Source organism: Streptomyces sp. NBC_01012 (assembly GCF_045162755.1).
Lineage (GTDB): Bacteria > Actinomycetota > Actinomycetes > Streptomycetales > Streptomycetaceae > Streptomyces.
This window is the reverse complement of sequence record NZ_CP108688.1, coordinates 5,835,408-5,857,896: the sequence shown is the minus strand read 5'-3', so window position 1 is coordinate 5,857,896 and position 22,489 is coordinate 5,835,408. Positions and strand designations below refer to the sequence as shown.

The following is a 22,489-nucleotide window of genomic DNA, read 5'->3' as shown; positions in this document are numbered from 1 at the left end:
AGCCCGCCCATCTATACGATCGCCTGTTCGCGATACGAAAACGTCGGCCCCCGGGCTGCTTTCTCGGCCCCCCGCATACCGCAGCTGGAGTAGCCGGGCCTCCACCCGTCACTCCACCCTGGGACGGACAAGGCCCGATTCGTAGGCAATGACCACCAATTGCGCCCTGTCCCGCGCGCCCAGTTTCGCCATGGCCCGGTTCACATGGGTCTTCACGGTGAGGGGGCTGACGACCAGCCGGTCGGCGATCTGGTCGTTGGAGTGTCCGCCCGCGACCTGGACAAGTACCTCCCGCTCGCGCCCGGTCAGCGCGGCGAGGCGCTCGGCGTACTCCGTGCCGTGCGGGTCATCGGGGGCGCTGCCGCCCTGGGCGAGGAAGCTGGCGATGAGCCCCTTGGTCGCGACCGGGGAGAGCAGCGCCTCACCGGCGGCCGCGACACGGATGGCGTTGAGGAGTTCGTCCGGCTCCGCGCCCTTGCCGAGGAAGCCCGACGCGCCGGCGCGCAGGGACTGCACCACGTACTCGTCCACCTCGAAGGTGGTGAGCATGACGATCCGTACGTCGGCCAGATCCGGGTCGGCGCTGATCATCCGGGTGGCGGCGAGACCGTCGGTGCCCGGCATCCTGATGTCCATCAGCACGACGTCGGCGAGGGTCGAGCGGGCCAGCTCCACCGCTTCGGCGCCGTCGGCCGCCTCACCGACGACCCGCATGTCGGGTTCGGAGTCGACCAGCACCCGGAAGGCGCTGCGCAGCAGCGCCTGGTCGTCGGCGAGCAGCACCTTGATGGGCGTCATGCGCGTCATCCCCCCGTGGCCCCCACCGCGCCCGGCCCTTCCGGCGCGCGTGTGCGGGATGTGACGGGCAGGATCGCATGGACCCTGAACCCGCCTCCGTAACGGGGCCCCACCGTGAGGGTGCCGCCCAGCGCGGTGACCCGCTCGCGCATGCCGAGCAGGCCGTGCCCGCCACCGTCGTCAGGCGCGGGGCCCGGCCCCGCCCCCGTGCCGTCGTCGAGCACGGTGACCTCCGCGGTCCTCCCGACGCGTACGACGCTCACCTCGGCCTTCGCGCCGGCGCCCGCGTGTTTGCGTACATTGGTCAGCGCTTCCTGGATGATCCGGTAGGCCGCGAGGTCGGCCGCGGCGGGCAGCGGGCTGTCCGGGTCGGTGCAGGCGACCTCGACGGGCAGCCCGGCGTTGCGGAAGGTGTCGACCAGGGCGTCGAGGACGGCGAGCCCAGGGGCGGGTTCGGTGGGCGCCTCCGGGTCGCCGGACTGCCGCAGCAGCCCGACCGTGGCCCGTAGTTCGTTGAGCGCGGAGCGGCTCGCCTCCCGTACGTGGCCGAGCGCCTCCTTCGCCTGGTCGGGGCGCCGGTCCATGACGTGCGCCGCGACCCCGGCCTGGACGTTGACCAGGGCGATGTGATGGGCGACGACGTCGTGCAGGTCCCTGGCGATCCGCAGGCGCTCCTCGGCGACCCTGCGGCCCGCCTCCTCCTCGCGGGTGCGTTCCGCGCGTTCGGCCCGTTCCCTGATGGCGTCGACGAAGGCGCGTCTGCTGCGTACGGCGTCCCCGGCGGCACAGGCGAGCCCGGTCCAGGCCAGGACGCCGAGATTCTCCTGGCTGTACCAGGGCGTGGGACCGGCCACCATCGCGGCCAGGGCCAGCACCCCCATGGTCAGCAGGCCGACCCGCCAGGTGGTGGGGCGGTCGGTGCTGGCCGCGACGGTGAAGAGCGCGATGACCGCGCTCACCACGATGGGAGAGGGCAGACCGGTCAGGACGAACTCGGTGGCGGACAGCGCCCCGGTCGCCGCGAGCACCGTCATGGGCCTGCGCCTGCGCAGGACGAGCACCGCGGCCGCCAGGACCATCAGCAGCACGCCGGAGACCTCGGGGTCCCTGGCCGCGAGCACGGGCGGGCTGTGGCCGGGGCTCGGCTCGGCGAACGACGCGCAGAGCATGCAGACGAGCACGACCGCGGCCAGGGCACCGTCGAAGGCGAGGGAGTGGCCGCGCAGCCAGCGGCGGGCGCGCACGAGCCCGGTTCCGAGGGTGGTCACGGAGCAACGGTACGGCGTGCGGCCGATCGGGTGGTCCCGGCGTGTACGCAGCACTGTGCCCCGCGCCGGGCGTACCGGGCGGGGCACCGTGGGGAGTGCGGAGCGAGGGCCCTTCCGTGGGATCGGGCCGCCCCGGTCAGCCGGGGATCAGCCCGTCGTCGCGAAGCATGGAGCGCACCTCTTCGAGCGTGGCGTCAGGAGCCGGAAGGATCAGTTCCGACGGCTCGAGCGAGTCGTCGGGGAGCGGCGAGCCGAGCTCGCGCACCTTGTCCAGGAGAGCGTGGAGCGTGGTGCGGAACCCGGGTCCGTCACCGCTCTCCATCTCCGCGAGGAGGATGTCGTCGAGCTTGTTCAGCTCGGCGACTTGACTGTCGGCCAGTACGACCTGGCCCTCCCCCATGATCCGTACGATCATGACGCCGCCCTCACTGCTTGTCGAACTTGTGCGGGGACTGCTGCGACTGCGGTGCCGCGTCCTCGGCGCCGCCCTCGATGGCCTGCTGCTGCCCGGCCGAACCGCCGGCCAGCTCGGCCTTCATGCGCTGCAGTTCCAGTTCTACATCCGTACCACCGGAGAGCCGGTCCAGCTCGGCGGCGATGTCGTCCTTCGCCGTGCCGGTCGAGTCGTCGAGGGCACCGGAGGCCAGCAGCTCGTCGATGGCTCCCGCACGGGCCTGGAGCTGCTGCGTCTTGTCCTCGGCCCGCTGGACCGCCAGGCCGACGTCGCCCATCTCCTCGGAGATGCCGGAGAAGGCCTCTCCGATCCGGGTCTGGGCCTGGGCGGCGGTGTAGGTGGCCTTGATGGTCTCCTTCTTCGTACGGAAGGCGTCGACCTTGGCCTGCAGACGCTGGGCCGCGAGAGTGAGCTTCTCCTCCTCGCCCTGCAGCGTCTGGTGCTGCGTCTCCAGGTCCGTGACCTGCTGCTGGAGGGCGGCGCGCCGGGACAGCGCCTCCCGGGCCAGGTCCTCGCGGCCGAGCGCGAGTGCCTTGCGGCCCTGGTCCTCCAGCTTGGACGACTGCCCCTGCAGCTGGTTCAGCTGCAGTTCGAGCCGCTTGCGCGAGGTCGCCACATCGGCGACGCCGCGGCGTACCTTCTGAAGCAGTTCGAGCTGCTTCTGGTACGAGTAATCGAGGGTCTCGCGCGGATCCTCGGCCCGGTCAAGGGCCTTGTTTGCCTTCGCGCGGAAGATCATTCCCATACGCTTCATGACACCGCTCATGGGCTTCGCGCGCCCCCTTCTGACTTAACTGAGCTCCAGCACTCCAACAGAACCCACAGTACGGGCCCTACCTCTATTACCGCACTGTTCGAGCACGGATGTGGTCCTCCGCAAGGACGACTGCCGCCTGCCACCGCTCCCGCCCAGGGAGTAGATGCCCCTCGGGGATCGGCCGACAACGTCCGTTCTGCCCCTGTCGGGACACTTTTCAGGACGCAGGCCGTTGCCGGATCGTTCCCGGCCGGTCCTCGGTACTCCCGGCCGACCCCGTACCCTTGGGTTTTGTGTTCCGTAGCCGTTCCAAGGAAGAGAAGGCCCCCACCGGCAAGGTGACGGCGGACCTCTCCAAGCAGCCCCGCGACCCTCAGGCTCCCAAAGGTCGCCCCACCCCCAAGCGCAGCGAGGCCCAGACGCAGCGCAGGCGTGCCTCCAGTGGTGCGCCGACCGACCGCAAGGAGGCGACGAGGCGCCAGCGGGAAGCACGCCGGGCCGACATGGCCCGGCAGCGCGAAGCGCTGGCGTCGGGTGACGAGCGCTATCTGCCGGTCCGCGACAAGGGGCCCGTGCGGCGCTTCGTCCGTGACTTCGTGGACTCGCGCTTCTGCATCGCGGAGTATTTCCTTCCGCTCGCAGTGATCATCCTGATCCTCAGCGTGATCCAGATCCGGAACATCCAGAACATCTCGCTGCTGCTCTGGCTCGGCGTGATCGTGCTGATCGTCGTCGACTCCATCGGCCTCGGCTTCCGTCTCAAGAAGCAGCTGGCCCAGCGCTTCCCCGACACCCCGAAGCGCGGCGCCGTGGCCTACGGCCTGATGCGTACGCTCCAGATGCGCCGGCTGCGTCTCCCCAAGCCCCAGGTCAAGCGGGGAGAGCGGCCCTGAGCACGGACACGGGCACGGAGACCTCCGGCTTCGCCGGAGTGTCCGCCCGATGGCTGGGCGGGCTCGGCGGGCTGCGCAACACGGTCCGCCAGGAGCTCGTCGCCCGGCAGCTCGACGAGCAGATATCCGCCCGCTACCCGGTGGGGCAGCGGCTGCGGGTGCTCGACGTCGGCATGGGGCAGGGCACCCAGGCACTGCGCCTGGCGCGGGCCGGGCACTCCGTGACGGGCCTGGAGTCCGACGCCGAGATGCTGCGCTCGGCACGGGAGGCCCTGGCCGGCGAGCCCGAGGGCATCAGGGAGCGGGTGCGGCTGATCGAGGGCGACGGCCGCGACACCGGGGTGCACTTCCTGCCGGGCAGCTTCGACGTGGTGCTCTGCCACGGCGTGCTGATGTATGTCCCGGAGCCGGATCCGCTGCTGGCCGGGCTGGCCCGGATGCTGGCGCCCGGCGGGCTGCTCTCGCTGCTCGTGCGGAACGCGGATGCGCTCGCCATGCGCCCGGGGACGACCGGTGACTTCGGCGCGGCTCTCACGGCGTTCGACAGCGACACGTACACGAACAGGCTGGGCCTGGACGTCAGGGCCGACCGGCTCGGTGTCCTGCGGGCCACCCTCGCCGGGATCGCCGCCCCGCTGCACGCGTGGTACGGCGTGCGGGTCTTCACGGACAACGTCGGCGAGGACGCCGAGCTGCCCGCCCCCGACGAGCTCGCGCGGCTGTTCGCCGCCGAGGACCGGGCCGGCCGCACCGACCCGTACCGCGGGGTGGCGGCGCTGCTGCACCTGTGCGGAGTACGCGGCTGAGTCCGCCGCCCTCGTACGCCTGATCGGCCCAGCAGCACAGGCCGTCGGCTGCGGGTCCTGGCCATACTCCGGGCATGGACGCAACCCCTTCCCGCAGGCGGGTACGCCGCTCGCTCACACTGCTGGCCGCCGGTGCCTGCGTGATCGCCCTGGCGGGTGGCTGCGCCGGTTCCGGCACGGCCCCGTCCGCCGCCCCCGCCCGGCAGCAGGCGGTGGTGTCCCGGACCTCGGACGCCCTGGAGGACCAGTACCAGGCCGTCATCAAGGATGTGCTGCCCTCCGTCGTGCAGGTCGGCGCCGGGGACTCGCTCGGCTCGGGCATCGTCTACGACGACCAGGGCCACATCGTCACCAACGCCCATGTCGTGGGCCGTAAGAAGACCTTCGATGTCAGTGGCGCCACGGGAGAGAAGGTGCTCAAGGCGTCCCTGGTGTCCTCCTATCCGGAGCAGGACCTGGCCGTCATCAAGCTCGACGACACCCCCGAAGGGCTGCGGCCCGCGAAGTTCGGGCAGACCGAAGAGGTCGAGGTGGGGCAGATCGTCCTGGCGATGGGCTCACCGCTCGGGCTGTCCAGCAGTGTCACCCAGGGCATCGTCTCCGCCGTGGGCCGGACCGTCAGCGAGGGCGGCTCGGACGGTGGCACCGGGGCGACGCTCGCCGACATGGTGCAGACCTCGGCGGCCATCAACCCGGGCAACAGCGGAGGGGCCCTGGTGAACCTCGACAGCGAGGTCATCGGCATCCCGACGCTCGCGGCGACCGACTCGCAGCAGGGCGGCGGCGCGGCGCCGGGGATCGGCTTCGCCATCCCCGTCTCGATGGTGCGGACGGTCGCCGACCAGATCATCAAGAACGGGAAGGTCACCGACTCGGGCCGCGCGGCCCTGGACATCACGGGCCGCACGGTCGTGGACAGCTCGTACAAGCCTGCGGGTGTCGCGATCGTGAGCGTCTCGAAGGGCGGGGCCGCGTCGAAGGCCGGCCTGCGCGTCGGGGACGTGATCACCCGGATCGACGGGACCCGGGTCACCACGATCACCTCGCTCTCGGAGGTGCTCGCGGACGAGAAACCCGGCCGGAAGGTCTCGGTGACGTACACCAGGTCGGGCTCGAAGAAGACGGCCGATGTCACCCTGGGCGAGATCTGAGCACGAGGGCCGGAGGAGCTCCCGAGGGCCCGAGGAGCCCGAGCGCCCCGGGGAGCCTGACAGCCCCGAAGAAGCTGTCAGGCCGCACGACCGGCTCAGGCCTGAAGGCTCATCGGGCCGTAGATCTTCGTCGCGTCCTCGAAGAGCGTCACCTGGTCCGCGCCGCCGTCGAGCAGCTCCTTCCAGAACTCACCGATCCAGGACTCCGCGTCGCCCTGAGTCGTGAACTCCTCCGGCTGCAGCGCCGGCTCCGTCTCCGTACCGTCGGACTTCTCGAACCGCCACGTCCACGCCATGTCCGCCTCCTGGGTCGCGTTGCTCCCCGAAGACTAGTGGGTGTCCCGGGCGCGCAGGTGGCTGATGGACACGGCAGGATCGACACGTGGAACTGACACTGCTCGGCACCGGAGCCCCCGACGGGCTGCCGCGGCCCGACTGCCCCTGCGCCGTCTGCGCGTCCTCCCGCGGCACCGGGGCACGTGCCGCGACCGCGCTGCTCGTGGACGACGCGCTGCTGCTGGATCTCACCCCGGGCGCCGTGTTCGCCGCCGCCCGTGCGGGTCGCTCGCTGGCCGGCGTACGGCAGGTGCTGCTGACCCACCCCCATGACGGGCCCGCGGTGGAGCTGCCCGCGTCGCTGCCGCCGGCCGGCCGGGTCCCCGACGGCCAGGAGCTGACGCTGATCAGCGGGCACCGGATCAGGGCGGTGGCGATGGACTCCCCCGGCACCGGTTACGAGGTGACGGCACCGGACGGTGAGCGGCTGCTCTATCTGCCGCCCGGCGCCTCCCCCGCCGGCCTGGCCGACCCGGTGGCCGAGCCGTACGACATGGTCGTGTGCGATGTGATCGGGCGCCCCGATGCCGTGGCCAGGCTGCGGGCCGTCGAGGCCGTCGGGCCCACCACCGAGGTGATCGCCGTCCATCTGGACCATGACGCGCCGCCAGGACCCGAGCTGGACCGCCGGCTCGCGGCCGGCGGGGCGCGCGCGGTGCCCGACGGGACGACTCTGCCGGTGGGCGCCTACCGCGTCCTGCCCGACCTGCCCCGGCGCACGCTGATCACCGGTGGGGCACGGTCGGGGAAGTCGGTGGAGGCCGAACAGCGCCTGGAGACCTTCCCCGAGGTGGTGTACGTGGCGACGGGCGGCCGACGCGACGGGGACGCCGAGTGGGCGGCCAGGATCGGGCTGCACCGGGAGCGCAGGCCCGCCGCGTGGCGCACCGAGGAGACCTGTGAGCTGGCGGGGCTGCTGGAGGCGGACGGCCCGCCGCTGCTGATCGACTGTCTGTCGCTGTGGCTGACGGACGCGATGGACCGGGCAGGTGCCTGGGACGACGCCCGGTGGGCGGACGGCGGGGAGGCGAAGCTGCGCGAACGGGTCGCCGAGCTGGTGCGCGCGGTGCGCGGAACCCGCCGTACGGTCGTCGCCGTGACCAACGAGACCGGCTCGGGCGTGGTCCCGGCGACGGCGTCGGGGCGGCGCTTCCGGGACGAACTGGGCCGGCTGAACAACGCGTTCGCGGCCGAGTGCGAGCAGGTGCTGCTGGTGGTGGCGGGACGGGCGCTGGTGCTGCGGGGCTGAGCCCCGGGCGGGTGCGGGGCCCGGGATGCGGAGGGGAGCGCCGGGTACTGTTCCGCACAGGAGCCCCCCGGCGGGTTCCGGCCCACCCTGCGACGACCCGCGAGGCAGACCCCCGTGAATCTGGACGACTTCTCCGACCTGATCGAGCGCCCCGACGGCGGCGTACGACGTGATGCCGAGGAACGCCGGGAGCGGCTCGCCGTTCCCGTCGGCGCGCTCGGCCGGCTCGACGAACTGGGTGAATGGTTGTCGGCCGCCCAGCAGTCGGTCCCCGTCAAGGCGGTCGAGCGTCCACGTGTCGTGCTGTTCGCCGGTGATCACGGCGTGGCGGAGCTGGAGGTCTCGGGCCGGGCAGCGGGCACCGCGCACGAGCTCGTCAGGGCGGTGCTGGACGGTGCGAGCCCCGTCGCGGTGCTGGCACGGCGCTTCTCCGTCCCCCTGCGGATCGTGGACGCCGGTCTCGACTGCGATCCGGAGCTGCTGCCGGAGGCCGTCGTACGCGACCGGGTGCGGCGCGGCAGCGGCCGTATCGACGTCGAGGACGCGCTGACGGCCGAGGAGGCCGAGCAGGCCGTACGGCTCGGGATGCGCATCGCCGACGAGGAGGCCGACTCCGGCACCGATCTGGTGGTGCTGGGTGATCTGAGTGTGGGTGGCACGACGGCGGCATCGACGCTGATCGCCGCCCTGTGCGGTACGGACGCCTCGGTGGTGACCGGGCGCGGCGGGGCGGGCATCGACGACCTGGCGTGGATGCGTAAGTGCGCGGCGGTCAGGGACGCGCTGCGGCGGGCCAGGCCGGTCCTCGGCGACCAGCTGGAGCTGCTGGCGACCGTGGGCGGCGCCGATCTGGCGGCCATGACGGGATTCCTGCTCCAGAGCGCGGTGCGCCGGATGCCCGTGGTGCTGGACGGGGTGGTCTCGGCTGCCTGTGCGCTGGTGGCCCAGCGGGCGGCCTTCCGGGCGCCGGACTGGTGGCTGGCGGGGCAGCTCAGCGGGGAACCCGCCCAGCTGAAGGCGCTGGACCGGATGGCGCTGACCCCGCTGCTGGACCACGGGGTGACGGTGGGCGAGGGAAGCGGCGCCCTGCTGGCGCTGCCGCTCGTGCAGGCCGCGGCGGCGCTGTCCGCGGAGCTCCCCGAGCGCGCCCAGGAGCCCGCCGCCGAGGAAGCGGAAGAGGAAGAGGAAGAGGAAGCGCAGGAGCCGTCCGGGGACGCGGAGCCCGCGGACACCACCGCCTGAGCGCCGGGGGCCGGGTGACGGTGCGTCAGGTTCCCCCGTCCGGCGGGGGGCCGGGCAGCGGGTTCCGGTCGGGGGCCCCGCCGATCAGGTCCTGGAACCGGCGGCGCGGTCCCACCCAGCGCACATCGTGGTGATAGGCCCTCAGCACCGCCCTGGCACGGGCCCGGTGGCGCCGGCGGTAGAAGCGCCTCGCCCAGGGCGACGCGGGGCGGGCCAGTCTCGTCGCGCCGATCAGAGCGACGAACGGGACAAGGGTGCCGACCACCGCCATCCGGGCCTTGCCCTTGAACAGGGCGATCAGCACAAGACCGAAGTTGACGACGTACGTCAGGACGACCCCCAGCCGGTCCTGCTGCTCCTGGCCGGTCAGCTCGTCCACGCCGAGCGGGGAGAAGCCGGCGAGCACGAGCAGGACGAGCGAGGCGGTGAGGACGACGACCTCCACGCTCTGGCGGCCCTCCTCGGTCCAGTACACGTCGTCGAGATGCAGGATCAGGGCGAACTCGTCGAGCACCAGGCCCGCGCCCGCCCCGAAGACGACCGCGAGGATCCCGGCCGTGACACCGTGGCTGCCGCCGGCGACCGCGCCGAAGCCGCCGACCACGGTGAGCACGACGCCGGGCACCACATGGTGGACGTGCACACCGCCGGGCGTGATGTTGCGGAACGGTCCCTTCCCGGCCCTGATCATCCGGGTGATCACCCGGGTGACGGCGAAGGTCAGCACGAAGGCGCTCAGGGCGAGCAGCAGCGGGAGTTTGCCCGGCTCGACGATGTTCTGCTGGAACCAGTGACCCATGCCACCTCCGTCCGAAGACCCACCAACGAGGCTTTTGGGCCGCTTTGCCCAATCTAGTACCGCCGCGGGTCATGTACGCACCGGCTAGCCTGCGCGCGGTGACCTCCCTGAACAGCCACGGCGCGCGCTTCGCCCTCGGCACCCTGACCGCGCTCCCCGTCCGCGTCTCCCGCTGGGACCGTGACACCGCCCGCGCCGGCATGCTGTGCGCCCCGCTCGCCGGACTCGCCGTGGGGCTGCTGGCGGCCGTTCCCGGGGTGCTGTTCCTGCTCGGCGGTTCGGGGCCCCTGGTGGCCGCGGTCGTCTCCGCCGCCCTCCCCGCCGCGCTGACGCGCGGGCTGCATCTGGACGGGCTCGCGGACACCGCCGACGGGCTCGGCAGCGCCAAGCCGGCCCAGGACGCGCTGCGGATCATGAAGCAGTCGGACATCGGGCCGTTCGGTGTGATCACCCTGCTGTTCGTGCTGCTGGCCCAGGTCGCGGCCCTCCACGAGCTCTACGACCACGGCTGGGCCCGGGGCGCGCTGGGCACCGTCGCCGCCGCCGTCACCGCCAGGCTCGCGCTCACGCTGGCCGCGCGCCGGGGCGTGCCGCCCGCCCGGCCCGAGGGGCTCGGCGCGGCGGTGGCGGGCACCGTCCCGCCGCTGGGCGCCGCTGCCGTGGCCGGCGCGGTGGTCGTGTGCTGCGCGGCGGCCGGCGGCGCCCTGGACGGTGGCGGCGCCGCCCCGCACCTCGCCGTCGCCGCCCTGGCCGGCCTCGGCGCCGCGCAGGTGATGCTGCGTCACTGTGTGCGGCGCTTCGGCGGGGTGACCGGCGATGTGTTCGGCGCGCTGGAGGAGACGGCCGCCACGGTGACCCTCCTGGCGCTGTCCGTCGGCTAGCCGCACCAGGGGCCTTTTCAGCTCCCTTTCGGTGTCCCCCTCCCCGGACGGGCCACGCCCCCGTGAGCCGTCGCCATGGGCGCGCGTAGGCTCGTTCCCGGCGCGTCCGGGGGCCCGTCTACGATGCGCCGGGCACGGTCGGCCCACCCCTCGACCGGCACACAACTCAACGGAAGCGAGAATTCACCACCGTGACTGCTCTCACTCTCAGCACCTCAGGTGCGGCGACGCTGCGCGCCGACGCACTCGTCGTCGGCGTCGCCAAGGGCGCTGGGTCCAAGTCCGGGGACCTGGTCGTCGCACCGGGCGCCGAGGCCGTGGACAAGGCGTTCGACGGAAAGCTCGCCGCCGTCCTGGAGACCCTGGGCGCCTCGGGTGCCGAGGGCGAAGTGACCAAGCTCCCCGCCCCCTCCGGCTTCAAGGCCCCCGTCGTCGTCGCGGTCGGGCTCGGTCCCGCCCCGGCGAAGGGCGAGACGTACGACGCCGAGGCACTGCGCCGTGCCGCGGGCAGCGCCGCCCGTGCGCTGAAGGGCGCGAAGAAGGCAGGTTTCGCACTGCCGACGGAGTCCGCCGAGGACGCCGGCGCCGTCGGCGAGGGCGCCCTGCTGGGCGCGTACGCCTTCACCGCCTACCAGGGCGGCGAGGACAAGGTCGCCCCGAAGAGCGCCGCGTCCGGCCGGAACGCCGTGAAGCTTCCGCTCGGCGAGGTCGCCCTGCTCGGCGCCAAGCCGCGTGACAAGGCCTTCAAGGCCGCCGTGGAGCGCGCCCTCTCGGTCACCGAGGAGATCAACCGGGCCCGCGATCTGATCAACACCCCGGCCAACGACCTGTACCCCGAGTCCTTCGCCGCCGTGGCCACCGCCGCCGGTAAGGAGCACGGCATCAAGGTGCAGGTGCTGGACGAGAAGGCACTGGTCAAGGGCGGTTACGGCGGCCTGCTCGGCGTCGGCCAGGGGTCCACGCACGGCCCGCGCCTGGTCAAGCTCGCCTACACCCACCCGAAGGCGGAGAAGACGGTCGCCCTGGTCGGCAAGGGCATCACCTACGACTCGGGCGGCATCTCGCTCAAGCCCGCGGGCCACAACGAGACGATGAAGTGCGACATGAGCGGCGCCGCCGCCGTGCTCGCCACCGTCGTGTCGGCCGCCCGCCTCGGCCTCCGGATCAACGTGACCGGCTGGCTGGCGCTCGCCGAGAACATGCCGTCCGGCAACGCCACCCGCCCGGGTGACGTGCTGCGCATGTACAGCGGCAAGACGGTCGAGGTCCTCAACACCGACGCCGAGGGCCGGCTCGTCCTCGCCGACGCGCTGACCCGCGCCTCGGAGGAGAAGCCGGACGCGATCGTCGACGTGGCGACCCTGACCGGCGCGATGGTGCTGGCCCTGGGCAACCGCACCTTCGCCGTGATGAGCAACGACGACGCGTTCCGTACGTCGATCCACGAGATCGCCGGGGAGGTCGGCGAGGCGTCCTGGCCGATGCCGCTCCTCGCCGACCTGCGCAAGGGCATGGACTCCCCGACCGCCGACATCGCCAACATGGGCGAGCGGATGGGCGGCGGCCTGGTGGCCGGTCTGTTCCTGAAGGAGTTCGTGGGCGAGGGCATCGCCTGGGCGCACCTGGACATCGCGGGCCCGGCCTTCCACGAGGGCGCGCCGTACGGCTACACGCCCAAGGGCGGCACCGGATCCTCGGTCCGCACCCTGGTGCGGCTGGTGGAGCGCACCGCGGCCGGCGACCTCGGCTAGGGCGTGCCCTGGGCAGCTCCGTGACGCCCACGGCCCCGGGCATACGTCCGGGGCCGTGGGCGTTCACCTGGGTGGCTCCGACCGGCACCTGGGTGGCTCCGACAGGCTTTTTCCGGAAATCCACGCACATCGGTAAGTCTCCGGACCGGATCTTCGTACGACTCGGAGCAGGGGCCCGCGTCCCGTCCGCACTCAACAAGTGCGAAGATGGGTTCTCGGCAGGACAGGGCCCCCACCACAGGGCCGAATAACGCAAGCGGCCGAACACCAGCCGACCGGCCGGTCACACCCCAGCGACGGGGCCCGGCGTACGGCGCACATGCATGGAGGACGTGACGTGGCGAACGACGCCAGCACTGTTTTCGACCTAGTGATCCTCGGTGGTGGTAGTGGCGGTTACGCCGCGGCCCTGCGCGGAGCTCAGCTGGGCCTGGACGTCGCACTGATCGAGAAGGGCAAGGTCGGCGGCACCTGCCTGCACAACGGCTGCATCCCCACGAAGGCGCTGCTGCACGCCGGCGAGATCGCCGACCAGGCCCGCGAGGCCGAGCAGTTCGGTGTGAAGGCCACCTTCGACGGCATCGACATGGCGGCCGTCCACGCGTACAAGGACGAAGTGATCTCGGGCCTGTACAAGGGTCTGCAGGGTCTCATCGCCTCGCGCAAGGTCCACTACATCGAGGGTGAGGGCCGTCTCTCGTCGCCCACCTCGGTGGATGTCAACGGTCAGCGCGTCCAGGGCCGCCATGTGCTGCTGGCGACCGGCTCCGTGCCGAAGTCGCTGCCCGGCCTGGAGATCGACGGCAACCGCATCATCTCCTCGGACCACGCGCTGAAGCTGGACCGTGTGCCGAAGTCGGCGATCGTGCTGGGCGGCGGCGTCATCGGCGTCGAGTTCGCCTCGGCGTGGAAGTCCTTCGGCAGCGACATCACCATCGTCGAGGGTCTGAAGCACCTGGTCCCGGTCGAGGACGAGAACAGCTCCAAGCTCCTTGAGCGCGCGTTCCGCAAGCGCGGCATCAAGTTCAACCTCGGCACCTTCTTCGACAAGGCCGAGTACACGCAGGACGGCGTGCGGGTGACGCTCGCCGACGGCAAGACCTTCGAGGCGGAGGTGCTGCTGGTCGCGATCGGCCGCGGCCCGGTCTCCCAGGGCCTCGGTTACGAGGAGGCGGGTGTCGCGACGGACCGTGGCTACGTCCTCGTCGACGAGTACATGCAGACCAACGTGGAGACGATCTCGGCCGTCGGTGACCTGGTCCCGACCCTCCAGCTCGCACACGTCGGCTTCGCCGAGGGCATCCTGGTGGCCGAGCGGCTGGCCGGGCTCAAGACCGTGCCGGTCGACTACGACGGCGTGCCGAAGGTGACGTACTGCCACCCCGAGGTCGCCTCCGTCGGTATCACCGAGGCCAAGGCCAAGGAGATCTACGGTGCGGACAAGGTCGTCGCCCTCAAGTACAACCTCGCGGGCAACGGCAAGAGCAAGATCCTCAAGACCGCGGGCGAGATCAAGCTCGTCCAGGTCAAGGACGGTGCCGTGGTCGGCGTCCACATGGTCGGTGACCGTATGGGCGAGCAGGTCGGCGAAGCCCAGCTGATCTACAACTGGGAGGCGCTGCCGGCCGAGGTCGCGCAGCTCATCCACGCCCACCCGACGCAGAACGAGGCGATGGGCGAGGCCCACCTGGCCCTGGCCGGCAAGCCTCTCCACTCCCACGACTGATCCAGTCCCGGGGACGACCGACCACTTCCGCACTTTCGTAAGGAGCAACTGAAACCATGTCGGTTTCCGTAACCCTTCCGGCGCTCGGCGAGAGCGTCACCGAGGGCACCGTCACCCGCTGGCTGAAGGCCGAGGGCGAGCACGTCGAGGCCGACGAGCCGTTGCTCGAGGTCTCGACCGACAAGGTCGACACCGAGATTCCTTCGCCCGCCTCCGGCGTGCTCGCGTCCATCAAGGTCGCCGAGGACGAGTCCGTCGAGGTCGGCGCCGAGCTGGCCGTCATCGACGACGGTTCGGGCGCGCCCGCCGCCGCGGCTCCGGCCGCCGAGCCGGAGGCCGCACCGGCCCCGGCCGCCCAGGAGGCCCCGGCCCCCGCCGCCGAGGCCCCCGCTGCCGAGGCTCCTGCCGCCGCTCCGGCCGGTGGTGCCTCCGGCACCGACGTCACCCTTCCGGCGCTCGGCGAGAGCGTCACCGAGGGCACCGTCACCCGCTGGCTGAAGGAGGTCGGCGAGGAGGTCGCGGAGGACGAGCCCCTGCTCGAGGTCTCCACGGACAAGGTCGACACCGAGATCCCCGCCCCGGTCGCCGGTGTGCTGCTGGAGATCGTCGTCGCCGAGGACGAGACCGCCGAGGTGGGCGCCAAGCTCGCCGTCATCGGCGCTCCGGGTGCCGCTCCGGCCCCCGCCGCCCCGGCACCCGCCGCCGCTCCGGCTCCGGCACCCGCCGCTCCGGCCCCCGCCGCCGCTCCGGCACCGGCTCCGGCCGCGCCCGCCGCCCCGGCACCGGCTCCCGCGGCCCCGGCCGCCCCGGCCCCGGCTGCTCCGGCTCCGGCACCCGCCGTGCCCGCCGCCCCGGCCAAGGCCGCGCCGGCAGCTCCGGCCGCGCCCTCCGGTGACGACGGTGCGTACGTCACGCCGCTGGTCCGCAAGCTCGCCTCCGAGAACGGCGTCGACCTGGGCTCGGTCAAGGGCACCGGCGTCGGTGGCCGTATCCGCAAGCAGGACGTCATCGCCGCAGCGGAGGCCGCCAAGGCCGCCGCTGCCGCTCCGGCTCCGGCCGCCGCCGCCCCTGCGGCGTCCAAGGCCGCGCCGAAGATCGAGGCGTCCCCGCTGCGCGGTCAGACGGTCAAGATGACCCGCATGCGCAAGGTCATCGGCGAGAACATGATGAAGGCCCTGCACTCGCAGGCGCAGCTGACCACGGTCCTCGAGGTCGACATCACGAAGCTGATGAAGCTGCGCAACCAGGCGAAGGAGTCCTTCGCCGCCCGCGAGGGCGTCAAGCTGTCCCCGATGCCGTTCTTCGTGAAGGCGGCGGCCCAGGCGCTGAAGGCCCACCCGGTCGTCAACGCCCGGATCAACGAGGACGAGGGCACCATCACGTACTTCGACTCGGAGAACATCGGCATCGCCGTCGACGCCGAGAAGGGCCTGATGACCCCGGTCATCAAGGGTGCGGGCGACCTGAACATCGCCGGTATCGCGAAGAAGACCGCCGAGCTGGCCGGCAAGGCGCGCGGTGGCGGCCTCACCCCGGACGACATGTCGGGCGCGACCTTCACGGTCAGCAACACCGGTTCGCGCGGTGCGCTGTTCGACACCGTCATCGTGCCGCCGAACCAGGCGGCCATCCTCGGCATCGGCGCCACCGTCAAGCGTCCCGCGGTCATCGAGACCGCCGAGGGCACCGTCATCGGCGTCCGCGACATGACGTACCTCTCGCTCTCCTACGACCACCGTCTGGTGGACGGCGCCGACGCCGCCCGCTACCTGACGACGGTCAAGGCGATCCTCGAGGCGGGCGAGTTCGAGGTCGAGCTCGGCCTCTGAGCCGTACAGCTGTAACCAGCCTCACCAGCGGCGCCCCCGTCCGGAACACTTCCGGGCGGGGGCGCCGCCGTATTGTCTAGACACCACCGGTCGTCATTGTCTGGACACCACCGGTCGTCCCCCGGCCGCCGTGCGGCGCAGGCAGCGCCGGTTCGCCCCGAAGGAGCCCCTCATGACCCCGCCCGTCGTCCACTCGCTGCGCGAACAGATCCGCGAGCACATCGTGGAAGGGATAGTCAGCGGGCGCTGGAAGCCGGGCGAGCGGATCGTGGAGCGCCGTATCGCCACCGAGCTGGAGGTCAGCCAGACACCGGTGCGTGAGGCGCTGCGGGAGCTGGAGACACTGCGGCTGATCGAGTCCGCGCCCAACAAGGGTGTGCGAGTACGCAATCTCACCGCGGCCGACCTGGAGGAGAGCTACCCCGTGCGGGCCGGGCTCGAACAGATCGCGGCCGAGCTGGCCGCCCCGGCGCTCGGCGAGGACTGCTCGGCGCTCGCCCCTCATGTGGCGGCGCTGTACGAGGCGGACCGGCTGGCCGACGGTGAGGCACAGGTGCGGCACACGGTGGCCTTCCACCGGGAGATGGTGCGCGCCGCGGGGAACGCCGTGCTGCTGCACACCTGGGAGGGACTCGGCATCGAGGTGTTCACCGCCCTGTCGATCCGGTGGCTCGGCACCGTGCAGAAGTCGTACGCCGAGGAGCACGAATCGCTCATCGAGGCGTTCCTGCGGAAGGACCCGCAGATCGGCGTCCTGGTGAAGGAGCACGTCCTCGGGTGCGCGCCGCGCGCCTGAGAGCACCGGCGAGCGACCCCGGGGCAGTGCGCCCATCCGGCGCGCGAGTCGCTCAGGCGTGCAGGTCAGCGCCCGTTTCGCGCCTTTGATCCCGTCACTCCGTGCCCCGTTTCGCGGCACCGCATGCCACTTTTCTTCATATCGAGAAGTTTTGCCCTTCACCCTTTGATCGATCATCGATCGGCGACTTACAGTTCACTCGCGGGCCCACCCGGCCCCATCGCCCTGTCCTGCCAGCCAGGGATTTCTCCACCCCCTCCCACTCCGGAAGGCGGCGATCATGACCGACCCCGTAGCAAAGCTTCCGAGCGAGCTCGACCAGCTCCCGGACCGCGACCCCGAGGAGACCGCCGAATGGGCCGCCTCCCTCGACGCCGTCACCGAGGCCGCGGGCCCGCACCGCGCCGCGTACCTGATGCGGCGTTCGCTCCAGCACGCTGAGGGCGCCGGCATCGCGCTGCCCAAGCTGCTGGAGAGCGATTACGTCAACACCATCCCCACCTCCGACGAGCCCGCGTTCGCCGGCGACCTGGAGATGGAATCGAAGATCACCGCGTGGAACCGCTGGAACGCGGCCGCGATGGTCACCCGTGGCGCCCGGTACGGCGTCGGAGGCCACATCGCCACGTTCGCCTCGGCGGCCTGGCTGTACGAGACCGGCTTCAACCACTTCTTCCGCGGCAAGGAAGGCGACGGCTCCGGCGACCAGCTCTACATCCAGGGCCACGCCTCGCCCGGTATATACGCGCGCGCCTTCCTCGACGGCCGCCTCGGCGAGCAGCAGCTCGACAACTTCCGCCAGGAGTCGGGCGGCGACGGCCTGCCGTCCTACCCGCACCCGCGGCGGCTGCCCTGGCTCTGGGAGTTCCCCACCGTCTCGATGGGCCTCGGCCCGCTCTCGGCGATCTACCAGGCGCGCTTCAACCGCTATCTGACCAACCGCAAGATCAAGGACACGTCGAACTCGCACGTCTGGGCCTTCCTCGGCGACGGCGAGATGGACGAGCCCGAGTCGACCGCCGCCCTCGCCCTCGCGGCCCGTGAGCGGCTCGACAACCTGACCTTCGTCATCAACTGCAACCTGCAGCGTCTCGACGGCCCGGTCCGCGCCAACTTCCGCGTGGTCCAGGAGCTGGAGGCGCAGTTCCGCGGAGCCGGCTGGAACGTCATCAAGACGCTCTGGGGCAACGCCTGGGACGAGCTGTTCCAGCTGGACACCACGGGCGCGCTCATCCGCCGCCTGCGCCAGGTCCCCGACGCGCAGTTCCAGACGTACGCGACGCGCGACGTGGCCTACATCCGCGAGCACTTCTTCGGCACCGAGCCCGCCCTGGTGGAGCTCGCGAAACTCCTCAGCGACGCCAAGATCGCCGAGTGTTTCTACAGCTCCCGCGGTGGCCACGAGGCCCGCAAGGTGTACGCGGCCTACCGCGCCGCCGTCGAGCACGAGGGCGCGCCGACCGTGATCCTGGCCCAGACGGTCAAGGGCTACACGCTGGGCAAGGGCTTCGAGTCCAAGAACGCCAACCACCAGATGAAGAAGCTGTCGATCGACGAGTTCAAGGGCATGCGCGAGCTGCTCGGCCTCCCGATCCCGGACAGCGCCTTCGAGGACGGTCTCGTCCCCTACGCCCACCCGGGCGCCGACTCCCCCGAGGTCCGCTACCTCCAGGAGCGCCGTGCCGCCCTCGGTGGCCCGGCCCCCGCCCGCCGGCTGCACACGGTGCCGCTCCCGCAGCCCGAGGAGCGCGCCTTCAAGGCCCTGTACAAGGGGTCGGGCAAGCAGGAGATGGCCACCACCATGGCGTTCGTCCGCCTGGTGAAGGACCTGATGCGGGACAAGGAGACCGGCAGGCGCTGGGTGCCGATCGTCCCGGACGAGGCCCGTACCTTCGGTATGGAGTCGCTGTTCCCCTCGGCCGGCATCTACTCCCCGCTCGGCCAGACGTACGACCCGGTCGACCGCGACCAGCTGATGTACTACAAGGAGGCCAAGGACGGCCAGATCCTCAACGAGGGGATCACCGAGGCCGGCTCCATGGCCGACTTCATCGCCGCCGCCACGTCCTACGCGACGCACGGCGAGACGATGATCCCGTTCTACATCTTCTACTCGATGTTCGGCTGGCAGCGGACCGGCGACCAGATGTGGCAGCTCGCCGACCAGCTCGGCAAGGGCTTCATCGTCGGCGCCACGGCCGGCCGTACGACGCTGACGGGCGAGGGTCTCCAGCACGCGGACGGCCATTCGCACCTGCTCGCGTCGACGAACCCGGCGTCCCTGAACTACGACCCGGCGTTCGCGTACGAGATCGCGGTGATCGTCAAGGACGGTCTGCGCCGGATGTACGGCCCGGACGCCGAGAACATCTTCTACTACCTGACGGTCTACAACGAGCCGAAGCAGCAGCCCGCGATGCCGGAAGGCGTCGAGGAGGGCATCGTCAAGGGCCTGTACCGCTTCAAGGAGGGCGTGCCCGCCTCGGCGGACGCGCCGCGCCTCCAGCTGCTGGGTTCGGGTACGGCGATCCACTGGGCCCTGAAGGCCCAGGAGCTGCTGGCCGCCGACTGGGGTGTCACGGCCGACGTATGGTCCGCCACCTCGTGGGGCGAGCTGCGCCGCGACGCGCTGGAGTCCGACGAGGCGCTGCTCCGCGGTGAGCAGCGCGTGCCCTACGTGACCCAGGCGCTCTCCGGTGCGCCCGGCCCGGTCCTCGCGGTCAGCGACTGGATGCGCGCGGTCCCCGACTCGATCAGCCAGTGGGTGGAGCAGGACTGGTCCTCGCTGGGCACGGACGGCTTCGGCCTCTCCGACACCCGCGAGGGGGCCAGGCGCCACTTCGGTGTCGACGCCGAGTCGGTCACGGTCGCCGCGCTGGCCCAGCTGGCCCGCCGCGGCGAGATCCCGGCCTCGAAGGTCAAGGAGGCCCGGGAGAAGTACGGCATGTGAGTCCGCGACGGCGGGGTGCGGGTACCGGGTCGCCCGGCGTCCGCACCCCGCCGGCGCGCATCACAATGGGTCCATGCGTGCTGCCCGGCTGATCAAGATGGTGCTGCTCCTGCAGTCCAGGCCCTCCATGACCGGCGCGGAGCTGGCCGAGGAGCTGGAGGTGTCGGAGCGCACCGTGACCCGGGACGCCCAGGCGCTGTCCGAGGCGGGTGTGCCGGTGTACGCCGACCGCGGCCGGGCCGGCGGCTTCCGGCTGATGGGCGGCTACCGGACCCGGCTCACCGGTCTTGCCCGCCATGAGGCCGAGGCGCTCTTCCTGTCCGGGCTGCCCACCGCCCTGCGCGAGATGGGGCTCGACGACGCCGCGTCGGCCGCCCGGCTGAAGGTGACGGCCGCCCTGCTGCCGTCGCTCCGGGACGCCTCGCGCACCGCGGCCCAGCGCTTCCACCTGGACGCGCCCGGCTGGTACCACGATCCGCCCGCCCCCGAGCTGCTGCCCGCCGTCGCGGAGGCCGTCCGGGACGACCGGCTGGTCCTGGCGCGCTACCGCCGCCGGCCGTCGGACGAGGTGGAGCGGGAGCTCGCTCCGTACGGGCTCGTCCTGAAGGCCGGGGTCTGGTATCTCTGCGCGCGGGCCGGTGACGACTTCCGGGTGTACCGGATGGACCGGTTCACCTCTGTCGTCCTGTCGGAGACCCGCTTCGTACGGGACGAGGACTTCGACCTGCCGCGTTTCTGGGAGGAGCGGGCCTCGCAGTTCGCCCGCTCGCTCCTGCGTACCGAGGTGACCGTACGGCTGTCGGACGCGGGGGCCCGGCGGCTGCCGCACACCGTGGACCGGGCCGCCGCGGCCGAGGCGCTGGCCGGGGCGTCGGCACCGGACGCGGACGGCCGGCGCACGGTCGTCCTGCCGGTCGAGTCCGCCGATGTGGCGTACGGCCAGCTGTTGTCCCTGGGGCCGGAGGTGGAGGTCCTGGCCCCCGCCGCCCTGCGCGAACGCTTTGCCGATACCGCCGAACGACTGCGCGACCTCTATCACTGAAGTGGCCCGGAAGTGACGCCGAAGGCCGCATTCCGGTGTCTGGGCGTGCGTCGGCCGCCCTCGGGGCAGATGCTGGACCCGTGATGGACGAGACGGAGTTCTGGGAGATCATCGACAACACCCGCGAGGCCGCCGACGGCGACCCCGAGGACCACGCCGATCTGCTCGTCGAACGGCTGGCACGGCTCGATCCCGACTCCGTGCTGGATTTCGCCCGGCACTTCGAGGCCCGCTACAACCGCGCCTACCGCTGGGATCTGTGGGGCGCGGCCGCCGTGCTGCTCGGCGGGGCGAGCGACGACGCGTTCGACTACTTCCGCTGCTGGCTGATCGCCCAGGGCCGGGAGGTCTTCGAGGGCGCGGTGCACGACCCGGACGCGCTGGCCGAGCTCCTGGACGACTTCGACGAGGCCGTCGACGGGGACGGCGAGGACATCGGCTACGCCGCCGACGAGGCCTACGAGCAGCTGACCGGGGTGGTCGCCCCCGACCTGGGGCTGCCGCCTCAGCCGGCGGAACCGGCGGGCACGCCCTTCGGGTTCGACGACGACATGGCGCTGGCGGAGCGCTACCCCGCGCTCTGGGAACGCTTCGGCACGGCCTGAGCCGGTCCTCGGTGCGACACGGCTCCCTGCGGGCGCCGCGCGTCCGCCTTCCGCGTGACCGACGGCACATGGGGCAGGATGGACGCCATGCTGCGCTCCCGAATCGCCGTCAGCGGATCGACCGGACTCATCGGATCGGCGCTCGTGCGCTCGCTCCGCGCCGACGGGCACGAGGTGGTGCGCCTGGTGCGCCGCCCGGCCGCCACCGGCGACGAGGTGGAGTGGGACCCGAAGCGCCAGTACGTCGACGCGGCGGGCCTGGTCGGCTGCGACGCGGTCGTCCACCTCGCGGGGGCGGGGGTCGGGGACCACCGGTGGACCGAGGCCTACAAGCGCGAGATCCGGGACAGCCGGGTGTTCGGCACCGCGGCCGTCGCCGAGGCGGTGGCCTCCCTGGACACCCCGCCGAAGGTGCTGCTGTGCGGGTCGGCCGTCGGCTTCTACGGCGACACGGGCGACCGTGCCGTCGACGAGAGCGCACCGCCCGGCGACGGTTTCCTGCCGTCCGTGTGCGTGGAGTGGGAGGAGGCCACCGCTCCGGCCGAGGAGGCGGGCGTACGCACCGTCCACGCGCGGACCGGACTGGTCGTCTCCCGGCGGGGCGGGGCCTGGGCGCGCCTCTTCCCGCTGTTCAAGGCGGGGCTCGGCGGACGGATGGGGAACGGCCGGCAGTACTGGAGCTTCATCGCGCTGCACGACCACATCGCGGCGCTGCGGCACATCCTGGACACCGGGACACTGTCAGGCCCGGTGAATCTGACGGGCCCGTCCCCCGTCACCAATGCCCAGGTGACGGCCGCGATGGGGCGGGTGCTGCGCCGTCCGACCCTGTTCACCGCTCCGGCGCCCGCGCTGAAGCTCGCGCTCGGCGACTTCGCCGGCGACGTCCTGGCCAGCCAGCGGGTGCTGCCCGGCCAGCTGCTCGACTCGGGCTTCACCTTCGCCTTCCCCGGCATCGACGAGGCCATCCGCGCCGCTCTGCGCTGACCGCTCTCCTGGGCCGCTCCTGCGCTGTACCGGGGCCGCTCCCGGGCCGCCCAGACGCCGCTCCAGGCCCCCTGTGCGACCCCGTGCACCGGTGCCCGGGGCGCGCGCGACTGCACCTGACTCGGCCATCTACCTAGCCTCGACCCGAACTCGGGCATTTCTGGAGCCT

The 22,489-nt window shown here is 72.0% G+C and carries 20 protein-coding genes; 14 read left to right on the top strand and 6 right to left on the bottom strand.

Going from position 1 to position 22,489, the window contains the following annotated elements:
* Positions 1-108: 108 nt before the first annotated feature.
* From OG623_RS26340 to OG623_RS26325, 4 genes are all read right to left on the bottom strand, one after another.
* Complete coding sequence (locus OG623_RS26340) at positions 109-798, bottom strand: response regulator (RefSeq protein ID WP_406149778.1); 690 nt, start codon at positions 796-798, stop codon at positions 109-111.
* Positions 799-803: 5 nt separating this feature from the next.
* A complete protein-coding gene (locus OG623_RS26335) occupies positions 804-2,066 on the bottom strand; it encodes a sensor histidine kinase (protein WP_406149776.1) in 1,263 nt (420 codons plus the stop codon).
* Positions 2,067-2,202: 136 nt separating this feature from the next.
* Positions 2,203-2,481, bottom strand: coding sequence for a PspA-associated protein PspAA (locus tag OG623_RS26330; RefSeq protein ID WP_362886961.1), 279 nt, complete (start codon positions 2,479-2,481; stop codon positions 2,203-2,205).
* A 10-nt stretch (positions 2,482-2,491) separates the two neighbouring features.
* A complete protein-coding gene (locus OG623_RS26325) occupies positions 2,492-3,274 on the bottom strand; it encodes a PspA/IM30 family protein (protein ID WP_362886959.1) in 783 nt (260 codons plus the stop codon).
* 296 nt (positions 3,275-3,570) lie between these two features.
* Between OG623_RS26325 and OG623_RS26320 the strand changes: the two genes are divergently transcribed.
* The 3 genes from OG623_RS26320 (at position 3,571) to OG623_RS26310 (ending at position 6,127) form a co-directional block, all read left to right on the top strand.
* Positions 3,571-4,170 (top strand): DUF3043 domain-containing protein, encoded by a 600-nt coding sequence (locus tag OG623_RS26320; protein WP_406149774.1) that lies wholly within the window; start codon positions 3,571-3,573, stop codon positions 4,168-4,170.
* A 71-nt stretch (positions 4,171-4,241) separates the two neighbouring features.
* On the top strand, positions 4,242-4,976 hold the full coding sequence (locus OG623_RS26315) for a class I SAM-dependent methyltransferase (RefSeq protein WP_406152014.1): 735 nt from the start codon (positions 4,242-4,244) through the stop codon (positions 4,974-4,976).
* A 74-nt stretch (positions 4,977-5,050) separates the two neighbouring features.
* Positions 5,051-6,127 (top strand): trypsin-like peptidase domain-containing protein, encoded by a 1,077-nt coding sequence (locus OG623_RS26310; protein ID WP_406149772.1) that lies wholly within the window; start codon positions 5,051-5,053, stop codon positions 6,125-6,127.
* Positions 6,128-6,222: 95 nt separating this feature from the next.
* On the opposite strand, the gene OG623_RS26305 is transcribed toward OG623_RS26310, so the two are convergent.
* Positions 6,223-6,423: a hypothetical protein gene (locus tag OG623_RS26305; RefSeq protein ID WP_406149771.1), complete on the bottom strand. Its 201-nt coding sequence runs from the start codon at positions 6,421-6,423 to the stop codon at positions 6,223-6,225.
* 86 nt (positions 6,424-6,509) lie between these two features.
* On the opposite strand from OG623_RS26305, the gene OG623_RS26300 reads away from it, so the two are divergent.
* Positions 6,510-7,712: a bifunctional adenosylcobinamide kinase/adenosylcobinamide-phosphate guanylyltransferase gene (locus OG623_RS26300; protein WP_406149770.1), complete on the top strand. Its 1,203-nt coding sequence runs from the start codon at positions 6,510-6,512 to the stop codon at positions 7,710-7,712.
* 114 nt (positions 7,713-7,826) lie between these two features.
* Positions 7,827-8,954, top strand: a complete 1,128-nt coding sequence (gene cobT, locus OG623_RS26295) for a nicotinate-nucleotide--dimethylbenzimidazole phosphoribosyltransferase (protein ID WP_406149769.1) — start codon at positions 7,827-7,829, stop codon at positions 8,952-8,954.
* Positions 8,955-8,979: 25 nt separating this feature from the next.
* Here the strand turns inward: cobT and OG623_RS26290 are convergent, their stop codons facing one another.
* Positions 8,980-9,753, bottom strand: coding sequence for a hypothetical protein (locus OG623_RS26290; protein ID WP_406149767.1), 774 nt, complete (start codon positions 9,751-9,753; stop codon positions 8,980-8,982).
* Between the two features lie 98 nt (positions 9,754-9,851).
* On the opposite strand from OG623_RS26290, the gene OG623_RS26285 reads away from it, so the two are divergent.
* The 9 genes from OG623_RS26285 to OG623_RS26245 all read left to right on the top strand — a co-directional run bounded on the left by OG623_RS26285 (position 9,852) and on the right by OG623_RS26245 (position 22,320).
* The gene (locus OG623_RS26285; RefSeq protein WP_406149765.1) at positions 9,852-10,634 is read left to right on the top strand and encodes an adenosylcobinamide-GDP ribazoletransferase; all 783 of its coding nucleotides are present in this window, start codon (positions 9,852-9,854) and stop codon (positions 10,632-10,634) included.
* Between the two features lie 191 nt (positions 10,635-10,825).
* A complete protein-coding gene (locus OG623_RS26280; RefSeq protein ID WP_406149763.1) occupies positions 10,826-12,385 on the top strand; it encodes a leucyl aminopeptidase in 1,560 nt (519 codons plus the stop codon).
* Positions 12,386-12,722: 337 nt separating this feature from the next.
* Positions 12,723-14,111, top strand: coding sequence for a dihydrolipoyl dehydrogenase (lpdA, locus tag OG623_RS26275; RefSeq protein WP_406149762.1), 1,389 nt, complete (start codon positions 12,723-12,725; stop codon positions 14,109-14,111).
* Positions 14,112-14,167: 56 nt separating this feature from the next.
* The gene (sucB, locus tag OG623_RS26270) at positions 14,168-15,940 is read left to right on the top strand and encodes a 2-oxoglutarate dehydrogenase, E2 component, dihydrolipoamide succinyltransferase (protein ID WP_406149760.1); all 1,773 of its coding nucleotides are present in this window, start codon (positions 14,168-14,170) and stop codon (positions 15,938-15,940) included.
* Positions 15,941-16,112: 172 nt separating this feature from the next.
* Positions 16,113-16,736: a GntR family transcriptional regulator gene (locus OG623_RS26265; protein WP_406149758.1), complete on the top strand. Its 624-nt coding sequence runs from the start codon at positions 16,113-16,115 to the stop codon at positions 16,734-16,736.
* A 280-nt stretch (positions 16,737-17,016) separates the two neighbouring features.
* Positions 17,017-19,686, top strand: a complete 2,670-nt coding sequence (aceE, locus tag OG623_RS26260; protein WP_406149757.1) for a pyruvate dehydrogenase (acetyl-transferring), homodimeric type — start codon at positions 17,017-17,019, stop codon at positions 19,684-19,686.
* A 73-nt stretch (positions 19,687-19,759) separates the two neighbouring features.
* Entirely contained in the window at positions 19,760-20,728 is a 969-nt protein-coding gene (locus OG623_RS26255; protein WP_406149755.1) for a helix-turn-helix transcriptional regulator, read from the top strand.
* Between the two features lie 83 nt (positions 20,729-20,811).
* Positions 20,812-21,333 (top strand): DUF4240 domain-containing protein, encoded by a 522-nt coding sequence (locus OG623_RS26250; protein WP_406152012.1) that lies wholly within the window; start codon positions 20,812-20,814, stop codon positions 21,331-21,333.
* A gap of 87 nt (positions 21,334-21,420) precedes the next feature.
* Positions 21,421-22,320, top strand: coding sequence for a TIGR01777 family oxidoreductase (locus OG623_RS26245; protein ID WP_406149753.1), 900 nt, complete (start codon positions 21,421-21,423; stop codon positions 22,318-22,320).
* Positions 22,321-22,489: the final 169 nt, after the last annotated feature.